A 14,280-nucleotide genomic window follows, 5' to 3' on the forward strand; every position below is an offset into this window, starting at 1 on the left:
TCGACTTTCTGCACTGGGATGACAGACAGCGGCACTTCGCCTACCTAGACTCCGCGCCCTCACCTACCCGATGGATGGATGTATGCGAAGGATTGCGCCTGGGGCGTTGTATGCGCTTGCCTTGTCGCTAACAACGACCGATGCACTGGCAGACGACGTCGCGCCATATGTCGAGTACGAAGTGAACAGGGAGGGCTCACCGAACGAGTACTACACCGACGTAAACGTAGCCGCCGGGAAACAGGTCGCAAACCGGTGCGAACAAATGTCCTACACAGGTTGCGCCATTACCCATATCTGGTTCCTTGGCTCGATCTACATCGCCGATCACACCTACACCACGTCCGGCGGCTCTCACGGGAGCACCTCGACAGACGGATACCGCTATTTCGCCTGCAGTAATCCGCCGTCACTCTACATTGTGAAGGGCGACCAGACCTGGGGACCGTATCCGAATCGCGAATTGGCGGTGGGTACCTACTGGGGCAAGGTTGTGTGCCGCTCAGGCACGGGTCCTGATCCCGATCCCGATCCGGAGGCCAACCACCAATCCGACCTAGGCCCCGGCGACTGCGAAACCCGCCCCAACGTCGGCAACCCGATCAACGTCGGCCTCAACAACAAGTACCAGGAAGTCGTCGACATCGCCGCCACCGGCGGCTCGCCGCTGGCCTGGTCGCGCTATTACAACAGTGGTGTCGTCGGCAACGGCGAGGGCTCGCGCGCAAGCAACCCGACCCTGCCGGGCATGGCCGCGCTCGGCAGCCGCTGGCGCGGCACCTACGACCGTTCGCTCAGCGTGGTGGATGGCAAGGACGGCAAACGCATCCGTCTCCAACGCCATACGGGCGAGCGCATCGACTTCGTCGAATCCGCCGGTCGCTACCAGAGCGCCGTCGACCCGCGCGGTCTCTTGGCACGCGAGGGCGACGGCTGGGTCTACCGTCCAGCCGCTGGCCAGGATGCAGAACGTTACGACACGAATGGCCATCTGGTGTCGATCGCCGCAGGAACGGCACGACACGTCACCCTTCGCTACACGCATGCCCTCGTCGAAGTGACGGACTTGCAGGGTCGCAAGCTTACCATCGCTTACGACAGCGCCGGGCGCATCGCCACCGTCAGCGAGGGGGCGAGCGTCACCGTGACGTATGTCTACGACGAAACGGCCGATACGGGTGTCAACGCCGATCTGGCATCGGCAACCTATGCCGACGGCACCTCACAGCGCTACATCTACAACGCGCAGGGCTATGTCGAAGGTGGTGCGAGCATTCCGCACCTTCTCACTGGCATCGTCGACGAGACCGGCGAACTGTTCGCGACCTTCTGGTATGACAGCAAGGGCCGCGCCGTCCGCAGCGAGCATGCGAACGGCGTCGACGCGGTGGCGCTGTTACGCGGGACCGACGGCAGCGTCGCGGTCACCGGGCCCACTAAAGCCGTGCACCGCTATCGCTATGCCGAGGTCCGCGGCTCGCGTCGACTGGTCGGCGTCGACCAGCCCGGCGGCGCGGGATGCGGTGCGGCAAACTCGACGATCGAGTACAACCCCGATGGCACGGTCTTGCGGCGCACGGGCTTCGATGGCCGTATCACCGAGTACAAGTACGACGTCAACGGCAACGAGATCGAGCGCACCGAGGCGCCGGGTACGCCGTCCGCCCGCAGGACGGTCACGACATGGCATCCGACGATGGACCTGCCGGCACGCATCACCTGGCCGGGCCACGAGGAGCGTTTCACCTATGACGCCGTGGGCAACCTGACGGCGCGCGAAGCCTGGGGCGCCGTCGATCCCACCCAGTCCGGCGCGGCTCTCACGTTGAGCCGAAGCTGGCGGATGACCTACGACACCACCGGGCGGCTCGTTCTCGAGGAAGGTCCACGCAGCGACACCGGCAGGATCGGCACGTTGGCCCGTCACACTTATCGCGCGACCGATGCATCCAACTGCGCCACAGGCCCCTGCGATTACCGCAAGGGTGACCTGTGGAAGTCGGAGGATGCACTGGGTCATGCGGAGGAAATCCTCGCCTATGACGTGGCCGGTCGCGTGCGCTCCCGCCGCGATGCGCAAGGCACCATCGTTGACTACACCTACGACAAGCGCGGGCGAACGACCGAGGTCGAGGAAACGCGGCCGAACCATGTCGTCGCGACGACCACCCTGACCTACACGCCACGAGGCGATGTCGCGTCGATCACCGATGCCGACGGCGTGACGCTGCGCTTCGATTACGACAAGGCCGGTCGGCTGATCCAGGTCGCCAATCCGTCGAACCACCGCCTCCGCTTCGAGCTGGACGCGGCGGGCCACCGAATCGGTGAGCTCGCGTACGACAGCATGCTGCTGAAGATCCAGATCGAGCGCACGTTCGACGCGCTCGGCCGCGTCGAGACCGAAACCGGCGCGAATAACGCCGTCACCCGCTATACGTACGACGAGGTGGGTCGCCCCACCGGCACCACCGACGCCGACGGGCGCAAGGCGACCGCCAACTACGACGCACTCGGGCGTCTGCGCGAGTCCATTCGCGATGCGGGCGGACTCGAGGCCAGCACCACGGCCACCTATGACCCACTGGACCAGCTGGCTTCGATCAAGGACCCCAAGGGTCTCACCACGCACTACCTGACTACGGGGTTGGGCGACGTCGGCGCGGTCGACAGTCCGGATAGCGGCGAGTCGCTCGACGAGCACGATGTCGCCGGTTTCCTCAGCCGTCATGAAGGTGCCGGTGGCGTGGGCAGCTACAGCGTCACGCGCGATGCCCTGAGCCGGCCGACGCTCGTACGCTACAACGACGCGAAGCTGGATACGCGCTTCACCTATGACACACCAGAGGCGGCTTGCTCGGCCGACGAACGGCATGGCATCGGCCGGCTCTCGTCCATGACGCAATCGAGCAGCAAGACGGTGTTCTGCTACGACGCGCCCGGCAACATCGTGCGCAAGATCCAGACCTGGGGCACGACGAGCAAGGCGGTGACGTATCGCTACTCGCCGGCGGGCCGCTTGCAGGAGGTCGCTGTCGACGGCGGTGCGCGCACGACCTATCGCTACGACGCCGATGGATCGATCGCCGGCGTCAGTGCTCAACCCCTGGGTGGCGCAAACACAGACGTCATCACCTATGTGGCCTATCGCCCCTTCGACCTGATCGAAAGCTGGCGTTACGGCAACGGGAGCGAGCTGACGGTTACCCGCGACAGTAGCGGCCGCGTCACCGCCTGGGGTGGACCGGATTACCAGATGTATGCGCTCGGCTACACACCCGGCGGCGAGATCGCCTCGCAAGCAGCGCGCGCCTATGCCTTCGACTACGGTTACGACGGATTGGGGCACTTGAAGTCCGTGGCGTCATCGAGCAGCGGGAACGTCTTGCGCAGCTTCGAATACAACACCACCGGCGACCGCACGGCGATGACCGTCGGCGGTGTCAAGCAGACCTACCTCTACGACCCCGCGAGCCATCACTTGACGACGGCCGATGGCAAGACACGCCGATACGATGCGGCCGGCAATACGATTGCGATCGGCGATGCCACGCTCGTGCCCGATGCAGCGGGGCGCCTTGGCTCGGTGACGGAACAAGGCCGCTCGCTGGTGACGTACGGCTACGATGCAGCCGACCAACGCATCCTGCGCACCGAGACAGCCGGCGCGAAGACCTCGTTGATCCTCTACGACGAAGCCGGACGCTGGCTCGCCGACTACGACAGCACAGGCAAGGTCACACGGCAGGCCGTGTGGATGGACAACTACCTCGTCGGCCTCGTCGATAACGGTAAGCTGCTCTACATCGAGCCGGATCACCTCGGCTCGCCGCGTGCGGTGATCGATCCGGTGAGGAAAGCCACACTGTGGCGCTGGCGGCCGAGCGACGATCCGTTTGGTACGGGCTTGCCGGATGAAGACCCGGACGCGGACGGGGCGCGCTTCGTGTTCGATCTGCGCTTTCCCGGGCAGCGCTATGACGCGGTGACGGGGCTTTACTACAACTACTTTCGTGATTACGACGCGGCATCGGGGCGGTATGTGCAGGTCGATCCGATCGGGTTGGCTGGGGGGATTAATCCTTATCTTTATGCGAATGGGTCGCCGTGGATGTATACCGATCCCACGGGCGAGGTCGCTTTCGTACCCATCCTGATTGGTGCGGGCGTTGGGGCTGCCTTCGACTACGCGGTGTCAAAGTGGAAGGCATATCATTGCGATTGCGAGAACGAAACCTTCATCGGTAGAGAGCGGTCGGCTGCCTTGGGTGCAGCAAATACAGCCTTCGGAAGAACTGCAGACAAGCCTCGCTCAGGAATCGCGGGTGGCGGAAAGGCCGGTTCGAGGACTTCACCCTATAGTCAGTGGGTTCACGAACTTGGTAAGGCGGGGAGCATCAGTAAGTCGCAACGACGAGTTCTTCGTGATGCGGGTCGAGGGGTGGCAAAGCGCCTTCCTTACGTGTCAGCGGCCTTGGCTGCAACTGACCTCATAGAGGCTTACAACTGTGAATGAGGCCCGTCGAATTGAGCCCCTGTCCGAGGCCTATCTCAGGTTGTGCGGCTACCGAAGTCGTGAGATCGCTCGATGGACGCCTACGACAAGATTGCTGCATGACCTCAATATTTACGGAGACCGAGCCGAAGATGATCTCGAGGTGATGCGGGACGAGTGCGGCGTCTCCTTTGAACATTTCGACTTCAGTCGACACTTTCCAGAAGAGTTTTCCTTTCATGCACACCTCCTGGCATATCGAAACTTCCTGAGAGCTGTCGGTGCCGATCACGTCGTTACACGGGTATATGCTCGATACGATCCCTTGACCTTCCACGACATTGAGGTCGCGTTGAGTCGGAAGCACTGGTGATACGACGCCTCAACATCTGACCTGAAGATCGATAAATGGAACGGCGGAGCGCCTTCAATCAGTTTTGGCACCAGTCCTCGAAGAGCCATCCAAGCCGCAGACCACGAAACCTATTGCCCGACCAACGAGATTTATGCCGCGGCTCTCAGAAAGTCGTACAACCTTTACGACTCGACGTTTCTTCGCAGAAACGTCGCTGTACACGGCAAGGCTCGCGAGCGGCAAACAGAGGACGACTACAAGCGTCTTGTGGCAAGGATGACTACCTACATTCCGGAAATCGATCGTGCGTTGAGTCACGACGCGACTGGACCCCACGTTCGCCGCGTCGATTTCGACGAAAGCGTTCCCTCAATTCGATCGTGGATTCCCACCATACTTTTCTTTTCATCGATTCTCTTAGCTGCAAGTCACCAATGACATTCCGCTATGTTGAGGCTTCACTAAATCGAGGTTTTTTTGTGACGAAACTTTACTGCATAGGCGCAAGAAGCGTGAACGGATATTCTTGGGCGGCGACCATGGGCGCCGCGCACAAATATGCGACTTGTTCCATTGACGCATGAAGGACACATTGAAAGCGAGTCAACTATCGACTGTTGTATTGATGTTCGCTATGTGCGCCATGGGCTACGTTGGCGCCATGCTGATCGAGGAAAGCCTGCGCGGCGAGTTTGTCGCCGTCTTGTTCTTCCTCGGCGTGAGCGCTGTTGCCTTTACCTTGATGGTCGTATCGACAATCTTTGAGGGCCAATCGGCTATTCTTGATCGAGATGGTATCGAGCAAACAAGATTCTTCTATGACGGAAAATTCTTTGTCCGAGGGCGTGTTTCTTGGGGTGACATTGTGCTCTTCAGGCAGCGGCACCTGAACTACCGCTTCAAGGGCGAAAAATTCGAAGCGAGCTTGAATATCGCGTCGTTCAACGACGAAAAAGAATTCGTCGCATTCGTGCAAGCACATCTCCCTGTCGAAACTCTGGCCGCGTCGTTACCTCGTCGTTTAAGACCTAGCAAGCCTAATGTCGTAGGGCGATGGGTCTGCTTGATTTCAACCTTCCTGGGCGGCTTATGGCTGATTATCGACGTAAGGGCGCACCTCTCCGGCATCCCTGTGCATATATGGGGCTACGCGCTCATGGCTGGCTCTATTGCCTGGGCGAAGCGCCTTATTGAATGCAGTTCAGTCCGCTTGGATGCCCAGGGTCTCGAGCAACTGAAGGTATTCGATCGCGGCAAATGCTTCGTCGGACGGCGATTGGCATGGGAAGAGGTCGTAGCGGCGTCGCCCTTCCTGACAAGTTGCAAGTTCTCGGGTGCAGATTTCTACATTCGGGTGGATGCTAGCTACTTTGTCGAGAACGAGGAGGTCGTTTTCTTTGCGGATAGGCACCTCCCTGCCAATGTCTTCGGCCAGACGAGGAAAGCACGGCGGTGATCGGCGTCGTCGACAATGGCTAACTGCTCGAAGTCAAGCCGGATCACCTGGACAGAGCTGCGACCTATGCTAGGACGCGTTGGCCAGACGTTCCATCGATAACCAGACGTATCACGATCTTGGACGGTACGGCGACGGCGACGGCGACGGCGACGGCGAGGCTATCGCCGCTGAAGCGGCTCCCACATGGAAACGCCGCTGGAGGGGCTCCCACATGGAATCGCCGCTGGAGCGGCTGCCACATGGAGCGGCTTCAGGCTCCCACATGGCGTGGCTTCAGGCTGGGAGGTCGACGGATCGAATGAAATTGTCTAACAGACCCACCATCGCCTAGCATCCACGCCATGCCCCGCACCCTGCCCACGATGCTTCAGCGATTCCGCCGCCATAAGGGCGGCTGGATCCTGTTGATCGCGGCACTGATGATCAAGATCGCGGCGGGTACCGCTTGCATGATGGACGGCCCTCGGCTGTTGTCCGATACACCGTCCGCCGATCGCGTGTTGGCCATCGGTGGCATGCAAGCGGATGCGGCGACGAGCGATGGCGATGCCTGCCTGCTCGGCGAATCCGGTGGCTGTCATTGTGCGTGTGCTCACGCGACGGCGTTGCCGTCGGCCATGCCTGCCCTGGCGGCGGTCGTCTCCTTGCCGGTAGTCGTGACTCACCTACCGGTGGCGCCGAGTCCCTTGTTCGCTCGCTCGCCTCTGCGGCCACCTATCGCCTGAAACCCTTCGTCTCCGACGGTCGCCCGTTAAAGCGGGCACGTCGATCGTTGCTGGTTTTCAGGAGATTCACCGTATGTTTTTCTTGCGTGCAGCGCCTTGGGGCGCCGTGTGCGTGTTCCTTGCCGCCACCGTTTCCGCGTCTCCGTACCAGGGCGATCCGCCGGCCCTGCCCCCTCCCCCTGCGCTTCAGGCCGCCCTTCGCGCCCTGTGGTCGAAGAGTCCACAGGTGCAGGTTGCCGCTGCCGAGCTTCGCGCCGCACAGGCGCGTGCCCGCGCGGCGGCGCAGCCGCTGTACAACCCCTCGGTGCAGTTGGAAGCCGAGAACGCCGATGTCGATCGGCGGACGGCCGGCGCGAGCCTTTCGCTGGACCTGTTCGGCAAGCGCCGGGCACGGATGGTCGAGAGCGAGGCCGAGGTTAGCGCGAGACAAGCGGCCTACGCCCTCGAACGCCGCGATATCGCTGCGGACTGGCTGAAAGCCTGGGCCGGTGCCGTACTCGCGCGGGAACAAAGCGAGCTGGGCAAGCGCCGACTGGCCCTGATGGGACGCTTCGACGAACTGGCCGCCCAGCGCCTGAAGGTGGGCGATATCAGCACCTCCGAGCGCGATCTGGCGGGATTGGCCTTGGGCGAGGCACAGATCCAACAGGCCTCGCTGGCAGGACAGGAAGCGAGTTCGTTGGCCGCCCTTGCCACCGTCGGTGGCGACGCCGAGGGCGCCTTGCCCGGGTTGCCCGGTGTCTTGCCGCCGAGCGCGGCGTCCGTCGTTCCGCTGGCTGCGAGCGAACGGCCTGAGCTGCTCCAGGCGCAGGCGGACCAGGACCGTGCCGAGGCCGGCGTCGTCGTCGCCCAGCGCGCGCGGCGCCCGGACCCCACGATCAGCCTGACCGGAGGCAGCGTCCGCAGTGGCACGCGTAGCGATCGGGTGATCGGCATCAACGTTGCCATTCCGATCCCGATTCTGAACACGGGTCGGGCGGAGATAGCTGCCGCGCAGGCCGACGCCGATGCGGCATTCGCTTCGCGACGGGCAACCACCTTGCGCTCGGACGCCGTCCTCAAGCAGACCCAGGTCACCTACACCGCCTTGCGCGACGCGACGGTGTCGTTCCGGCAGAGCCGTGCGAATGCCTTCGACGAGCGCGCGCAAACACTCGAGAAGCTGTGGCAGGCCGGTGAGATCGGCACCTCGGACTACCTCGTGCAACTCAAACAGAGCCTCGATACCGCGCTCTCGGGCCTCGCTCTGGAAAGCCAGACCTGGCAGGCCTGGTTCGATTACCTCGCTGCGGCCGGTCGCCTCACCGATTGGATCGATGGCCCCTCCAAGGATATCTCCCGATGACCACGCACCTCTTTCGCCCCACACTATGGTCCCTATCGATGGTCCTGCTGTTCGGCGGTCTGTCCCTGACCGCCAGCGCGGAAGACGCCAGGGCACCGGCCGCCAGCGAGCCAGTCGCGAGCAACCCGCTCGTGCTCGACGCCGCCGCCATCAAGACGGCCGGTATCGTCGTCGATACGCTGGCCGTTCGTACGGTGTCCGACCAGATCAAGGCCCCTGGCGAGGTCAAGGTCGATGCCTATAACACCGTACTGGTCTCGCCCCGCGTTCCCTCGCAAGTCGTGGCGCGCAAGGCCAGGCTCGGCGACGTCGTGGCCGCCGGTGCGCCACTGGTCGTGCTGTCCAGCATCGAGGTGGCCGAGACGCAAGGCCAGCTGATCGTGGCCAGCCAGGACTGGCAGCGCGTCGCGTCGCTCGGCGCCCAGGCAGTGTCGGCACGTCGCTATAACGAAGCCCTGGTCCAGCGCGATCAGGCCAAGGCCAAGCTCAAGGCTTACGGGCTGTCCGATGGACAGATCAGCCATCTGATCCGGCGCGGATCGTCCGCCGCCGATGGCAGCTTCGAGCTGCTCGCCCCGCGCGCCGGACGCGTGACGACCGATGCCTTCCTCGTCGGCGAGCGTATCGAACCGGGCCGCCCGCTATTCACCCTGGTGACCGAAGCATCGGTATGGGTGGAAGCGCGCCTGTCGCCAGCGGCGGCGGAACAGATCAAGGAAGGCGACCTCGTGACCATCGTGGCGCACGGCACCGAGCTACCGGGCAAGGTCCTTCAGCGCTCTCACCAGACCGATGAAAAGACGCGCACCGTCGACGTCCGCATCCAGGTCGCCAACGAGAAAGACGTGCTGCATCCGGGCGAACTGGTGGAAAGCCGGATCGCGATCACTTCGGACACGCGGCAACTGGCTGTGCCGGCCGATGCGATCGTTCTGCTGCAGAACCAGCCGACGGTCTTCGTTCGCGGCAAGCAGCCCGGTCAGTTCGAACCTGTCCCGGTCGAGGTCGGCGAGACCCGCGACGGCTGGACCCAGATCAAGCAGGGCCTTGGCGCCGGCGCAGCGTACGTGCGCAAGGGCGCGTTCGCCTTGAAGGCTCGCATCCTGCGCTCGCAGCTGGGAGAAGACTGATGCTCGAACGTCTGGTCGAACTCTCTCTCAAATACAAGGTGCTGGTGCTGATCGTCTTCGTGGTGGTCGGCTTCCTCGGTTTCCAGGCGGTTCGCACCTTGCCGATCGATGCCTTCCCGGACGTCACGCCCGTGCAGGTGAGCGTATACACCGAAGCCTCCGGACTGGCCGCCGAAGACGTCGAACAATTGCTGACCACGCCGGTGGAGTCGGCGCTCGCCGGCTTGCCGAAGGTGGAAGAGATCCGCTCGGTCAGCCTGTTCGGGCTGTCCTATGTTTCGGTGTACTTCGCCGACGATATGGACATCTATTTCGCTCGCCAGCTGGTCAACGAGCGTCTGCAACAGGTGGGCGATCGCCTGCCGGCGGGCTATGGCAAACCGGAGATGGGACCGAATACCTCGGGCCTGGGCCAGGTGTTCTGGTACACGGTGGAACGCGCCGATGAAGAACTGAAGAACAACCCTTCGGACATGGACCTGCGCACGCTGCAGGACTGGACCGTGCGACTGATCCTGCGCACAGCGCCCGGCGTGGACGATGTGACCTCGTGGGGCGGCCAGGAGAAGCAGTATCAGGTGCGGGTCGACCCGATGCGGCTGATCGCGCACAACCTTGGATTCAAGGAAGTGATGCAGGCGCTGGAAGCCAACAACGCGCAGGTGGGCGGCAACTTCATCGACGTGGGCCGCGAGCAGTATCTGGTCCGCGGCCTGGGCCTGGTGAAGAACGCCACCGATATCGGCAATATCGTCCTGAAGACCGACGACGGCACGCCTGTTTACGTGCGCGACGTCGCCACGGTCACCGAGGCCGGCGCGCCGCGTACCGGCGCGGTCACCCGCGATGGCAAGGAAGTGGTGATGGGCCAGGCCCTCGCCCGCATCGGCGAGAACGCAAAGAGCGTCGTCGACGCGGTGAAAGCCAAACTCGACACGGTCAGGCAGGCGCTTCCCGCCGGCACCATCGTCAAACCCGTGTACGAGCGCACCGACCTGGTCAACGCGGCCGTCGGCACCGCCGTGCGCGCACTGATCGAGGGCTCGATCCTCGTTGCCATCGTGCTGTTCCTGTTCCTGGGCGAACTTCGCAGTGCCCTGATCGTCGTCGTGACCTTGCCGCTGGCCATGCTGATCGCATTCATCTGCATGGAGAAGGCGGGCCTTTCGGCCAACCTCATGTCACTGGCAGGGCTGGCGATCGGCATCGGCATGATGGTCGACGGCTCCGTGGTCATGGTCGAAAATGCGTTCCGCATCATGGCCGAGCGTCAATCGCAGGGCGGACCCGTGGACAAGACCGCGGCCGTGCTCGAGGCCGCGCGCGAAGTGGCCAGTCCCATCGCTTTCGCCATCGGCATCATCATCGTCGTCTTCCTGCCGTTGTTCAGCCTACAGGGACTGGAAGGCAAGATGTTCAAGCCGATGGCCTTCAACATCGGCTTTGCCATGGCCGGTTCACTGATCCTGGCCCTGACCCTGATTCCCGTGCTCGCCGCCCTCTTGCTCAAACCCAAACAAGAGAAAGACACGCGATTGGTAGCCTATCTCAAGCGCGGCTACGCACGCCTGCTGAACTGGGCGCTCGGACACCGCAAGGCCGTTATCGGCATCGCGGCGGCGGCCCTTGTCGGCAGCCTTGCGCTGTTCCCGTTCCTGGGCAAGGAGTTCATGCCCAACCTCCGCGAAGGCGCGATCATGTGGCGCATCACCTCGATCCCCTCTGCCTCGCTCGAGGAGTCGATCGATATCTCCAACCAGGTGGCGCTGCGGATCAAGGCGAAATTCCCCGAGGTCGAGACGACCCTGGCGATGATCGGACGCGCAGAGAAAGGCGAGACCGCCGACGTGAACTACATGGAGGTCTATACCCCGCTCAAGCCGAAGGATCAGTGGCGCAAGGGCGAGACCCTGGAGAGCATCCAGGAAGCGATGCAGACCGAGCTCACGGCGATTCTGCCGACCGCCGTGGTCAGCTACACCCAGCCGATCCAGATGCGTATCGAGGAACTCATCTCCGGTGTACGCGCCACGCTGGCATTGAAACTCTACGGCAACGATCTGGCCGAGCTGGATCGGCTGAGCGCCAGGATCAAGGACACCCTGGCCACCGTACCCGGCGTCGCCGACCTTGGCCTGGAAGCGAATATCGGCAAGCCGCAGATTCGCATCGAAGTCGACCGCGACGCGCTGGCTCGTTATGGGCTCAACGCGAACGACATTCTCACGGTCGTTCGCAACGGCATCGGCGGCGAGCCTGTGGGCTCGTTGCTGGATGGCGTCAAGCGCTTCGATATCACGCTGCGCCTTGACGACACCAGCAAGGCCTCGCTGTCCGCCATCGAGCGCATTCCGGTCAGCACGCCGTCGGGAGCGCTGGTGCAGTTGTCGCAAGTGGCCAAGGTCAGCACGGCGGAAGGCTATTCGTTCATCCGCCGCGAGCAGCTGCAGCGGTATGCGGTGATCCAGATGGACGTGCGCGGTCGCGATATCGATGGCTTCGTCCAGCAGGCCAATACGGCGCTGGCCCAGGCGGTGAAGCTACCGACCGGCTACTACACCGAATGGGGCGGCGCGTTCGAGAACCAGCAGCGCGCGTTGAAGCGGCTGTCGATCATCGTGCCGGCGACCATTCTCTTCATCTTCATCCTGCTCTACACCGCGTTCAACTCGGTGCGCTACGCCGGCCTGATCCTCGCCAACGTGCCCTTCGCGGTGATCGGCGGCATCGTGGGGCTGTTCATCACCGGGCAATACCTCTCGGTACCTTCGGCGATCGGTTTCATTGCGGTATTCGGCGTGGCCATGTTGAACGGCATTGTCCTGGTGAGCTTCCTGAACGAGCAACAGCACGCGGGATTGAGTGTGCGCGATGCGGTGGTCCGGGGAACGGCGTTGCGACTACGGCCCGTGCTCATGACCGCCAGCGTGGCGATCCTCGGGCTCGTTCCCATGCTGCTCTCATCCGGCGTCGGTGCGGAAACGCAGCGGCCGCTGGCGACGGTGGTCGTGGGCGGCCTGATCACCTCGACCCTGCTCACGCTGGTCCTTCTTCCCGTTCTCTACGACTGGATGGAGCAGCGTAGGGTCACCAGAGCCTCCCTTTCCTGACAGGAGCACGTGCAGCGATCGCGGGACGACCGATGGGTGCTTACCGGAACCTGGCCTGCTACTGCGGAAAAGGGGGCACCCTCAGTCACTTCGTCGCCGGCATGCCGATTTTCTCCCATCATTCCTGTCAGCCGCCGTTGAAACATTTGCGACAGCGCACGACCATCGGACGTGCGCCTCATTAACGGGGCGCCTAACGACAGACATCGCGCCAGGCGCGCAGGAGAGCATCATGGACGATCGGACCCCGGACTGGGTAAACGAAAGCTTCAACGCCGTTCCTGTCGGAACGTTGCTATCAGACGGCGACGTCGATACGGGCTGGATGGTGGTAAGCACCGACGCAACCGACAACGATCTGCATAAGTTCGGCGACGGACCCGTACCGACGACGCCACCCGGCGTCGACCCGGACCAGTTCGGCGACGGAGTACACCTCGAACTGGGAGGCCACGGAGCCATAACGTTCAAGTTGAAGGCAGGCGTGCGCCTGTTGGTTCACAGCGGTTGGCTTCACGGCAAGGAAAGCGAGGTCAGGTTCCGATACCTTGGGGCCGATGGCCTGGAAATCGAAACGCGGACTCTCCGCCCTAAGTCGGCGCCGAGTTATGTGTTCAACACGACGGCCAGGAAGGAACCCGATATCTGGGGTCTGGAGATCCAATTTTCGAAGGCGGTGGGCAATCAAGTCTACGTCATGGACAATTTCTGGTCTGCGGAACCGAGCCCGGAACAGACGGCCAACCTGAAACGGCTTGCCGATGGCAGCATGTCCCCACGTGAGTGGCTCAAACGCTGACCCTCGACGCGAAGGGTCACTCCTGGTGATTGTCCCTTCGCCTCATGGCAAACCCGAAATACCGATCCAGCGACTTGTCCGGATGAAACGGGATGATGCAGGACCGCAGCGGGTTCTCCCAGCGGTCCTGCAATTCGTAACCGAGTGCCGCAAGCCCACCGAGAAACTCCCGCTCCGCTGTGACGCGGTAAGGACAGCACGCCGTCCCGATGTTCTGTACCGTAAAGTACGACTCGCGCATATGGATCGGTACGGAATTGAGCAGCAGGAACCGCGGTTTCTCCGCCATCGCGGCGAGCGCGCCTTCCAACGAATAGCTCAGGTACTGCAGCGACCCGGCGGCAAACAGCACGTCGGAGCCCGAGGCGGCACCGACCTCGTCCGCGAAGTGCAGGCTTCGCGCGGCATCGTGTTGAATCGCCCACTGCGCCCCCGCCGCGTTCACCGCGGGCACGTCCATCACCGTCCAGCTCAGGCTCGACGGATAGACGAGATACTTCCGGTACGCGTAATAGGCGATGCCGATGTGGCCGCCGATGTCGAACACGCGGTGGGCGCCCTCGGCGAACCAACGACCCAGCCAGTAGATCATCGGATAGTCGTTGATGAAGATCCGCCGCGTGCGTTCGCGGTACAGATCCGCGGACTCGGTGTTGTCGTAACCGCTCACGCTCGACGGCGGGATGCTCGCCTGGGCAGCCTCGAACGACGGGAACACACCGCGGTACAAATGGTGGGTAAGCGCGTGGTGGGCGAAGAACCGCCGCGTATAGCGGGCTTCCTGGAACTGGCGTAACAACGGCAGCCGTGCCATCGCCTCCGAACCGGTGGAGTCGACATGGGCGTTCATGGGGCAGCTCGT

The 14,280-nt window shown here is 62.9% G+C and carries 8 protein-coding genes; 7 read left to right on the plus strand and 1 reads right to left on the minus strand.

Annotated features, from left to right (window positions below):
• The first annotated feature begins 265 nt into the window (after positions 1–265).
• From VM621_RS11820 to VM621_RS11850, 7 genes are all read left to right on the plus strand, one after another.
• The gene (locus VM621_RS11820) at positions 266–4,516 is read left to right on the plus strand and encodes an RHS repeat-associated core domain-containing protein (RefSeq protein WP_325469160.1); all 4,251 of its coding nucleotides are present in this window, start codon (positions 266–268) and stop codon (positions 4,514–4,516) included.
• 914 nt (positions 4,517–5,430) lie between these two features.
• On the plus strand, positions 5,431–6,306 hold the full coding sequence (locus VM621_RS11825; RefSeq protein WP_325469161.1) for a hypothetical protein: 876 nt from the start codon (positions 5,431–5,433) through the stop codon (positions 6,304–6,306).
• Between the two features lie 344 nt (positions 6,307–6,650).
• Positions 6,651–7,034, plus strand: coding sequence for a hypothetical protein (locus VM621_RS11830; protein WP_325469162.1), 384 nt, complete (start codon positions 6,651–6,653; stop codon positions 7,032–7,034).
• A gap of 73 nt (positions 7,035–7,107) precedes the next feature.
• Positions 7,108–8,379 carry a TolC family protein gene (locus VM621_RS11835; protein ID WP_325469163.1) on the plus strand — a complete coding sequence of 424 codons (1,272 nt, stop codon included), beginning with the start codon at positions 7,108–7,110 and terminating at the stop codon, positions 8,377–8,379.
• On the plus strand, positions 8,376–9,509 hold the full coding sequence (locus VM621_RS11840) for an efflux RND transporter periplasmic adaptor subunit (protein ID WP_325469164.1): 1,134 nt from the start codon (positions 8,376–8,378) through the stop codon (positions 9,507–9,509). Before VM621_RS11835 ends, VM621_RS11840 begins: the two co-directional genes overlap by 4 nt.
• On the plus strand, positions 9,509–12,619 hold the full coding sequence (locus VM621_RS11845) for a CusA/CzcA family heavy metal efflux RND transporter (RefSeq protein ID WP_325469165.1): 3,111 nt from the start codon (positions 9,509–9,511) through the stop codon (positions 12,617–12,619). The genes VM621_RS11840 and VM621_RS11845 overlap by 1 nt, the downstream gene beginning before the upstream one ends.
• 232 nt (positions 12,620–12,851) lie before the next feature.
• A complete protein-coding gene (locus tag VM621_RS11850; RefSeq protein ID WP_325469166.1) occupies positions 12,852–13,418 on the plus strand; it encodes a hypothetical protein in 567 nt (188 codons plus the stop codon).
• Positions 13,419–13,434: 16 nt separating this feature from the next.
• On the opposite strand, the gene VM621_RS11855 is transcribed toward VM621_RS11850, so the two are convergent.
• Complete coding sequence (locus VM621_RS11855; protein WP_325469167.1) at positions 13,435–14,268, minus strand: TIGR04325 family methyltransferase; 834 nt, start codon at positions 14,266–14,268, stop codon at positions 13,435–13,437.
• Between the last annotated feature and the right edge of the window lie 12 nt (positions 14,269–14,280).

The sequence above is a fragment of the Luteibacter sp. genome (genome assembly GCF_035539195.1).
GTDB lineage: Bacteria > Pseudomonadota > Gammaproteobacteria > Xanthomonadales > Rhodanobacteraceae > Luteibacter.

What these genes read in the sequence shown, in the direction of transcription:
- VM621_RS11820 (WP_325469160.1), top strand. Translation starts at nt 266, where the DNA reads ATGTCCTACACAGGTTGCGCCATTACCCATATCTGGTTCCTTGGCTCG.
- VM621_RS11825 (WP_325469161.1), top strand. Translation starts at nt 5,431, where the DNA reads ATGAAGGACACATTGAAAGCGAGTCAACTATCGACTGTTGTATTGATG.
- VM621_RS11830 (WP_325469162.1), top strand. Translation starts at nt 6,651, where the DNA reads ATGCCCCGCACCCTGCCCACGATGCTTCAGCGATTCCGCCGCCATAAG.
- VM621_RS11835 (WP_325469163.1), top strand. Translation starts at nt 7,108, where the DNA reads ATGTTTTTCTTGCGTGCAGCGCCTTGGGGCGCCGTGTGCGTGTTCCTT.
- VM621_RS11840 (WP_325469164.1), top strand. Translation starts at nt 8,376, where the DNA reads ATGACCACGCACCTCTTTCGCCCCACACTATGGTCCCTATCGATGGTC.
- VM621_RS11845 (WP_325469165.1), top strand. Translation starts at nt 9,509, where the DNA reads ATGCTCGAACGTCTGGTCGAACTCTCTCTCAAATACAAGGTGCTGGTG.
- VM621_RS11850 (WP_325469166.1), top strand. Translation starts at nt 12,852, where the DNA reads ATGGACGATCGGACCCCGGACTGGGTAAACGAAAGCTTCAACGCCGTT.
- VM621_RS11855 (WP_325469167.1), bottom strand. Translation starts at nt 14,268, where the DNA reads ATGAACGCCCATGTCGACTCCACCGGTTCGGAGGCGATGGCACGGCTG.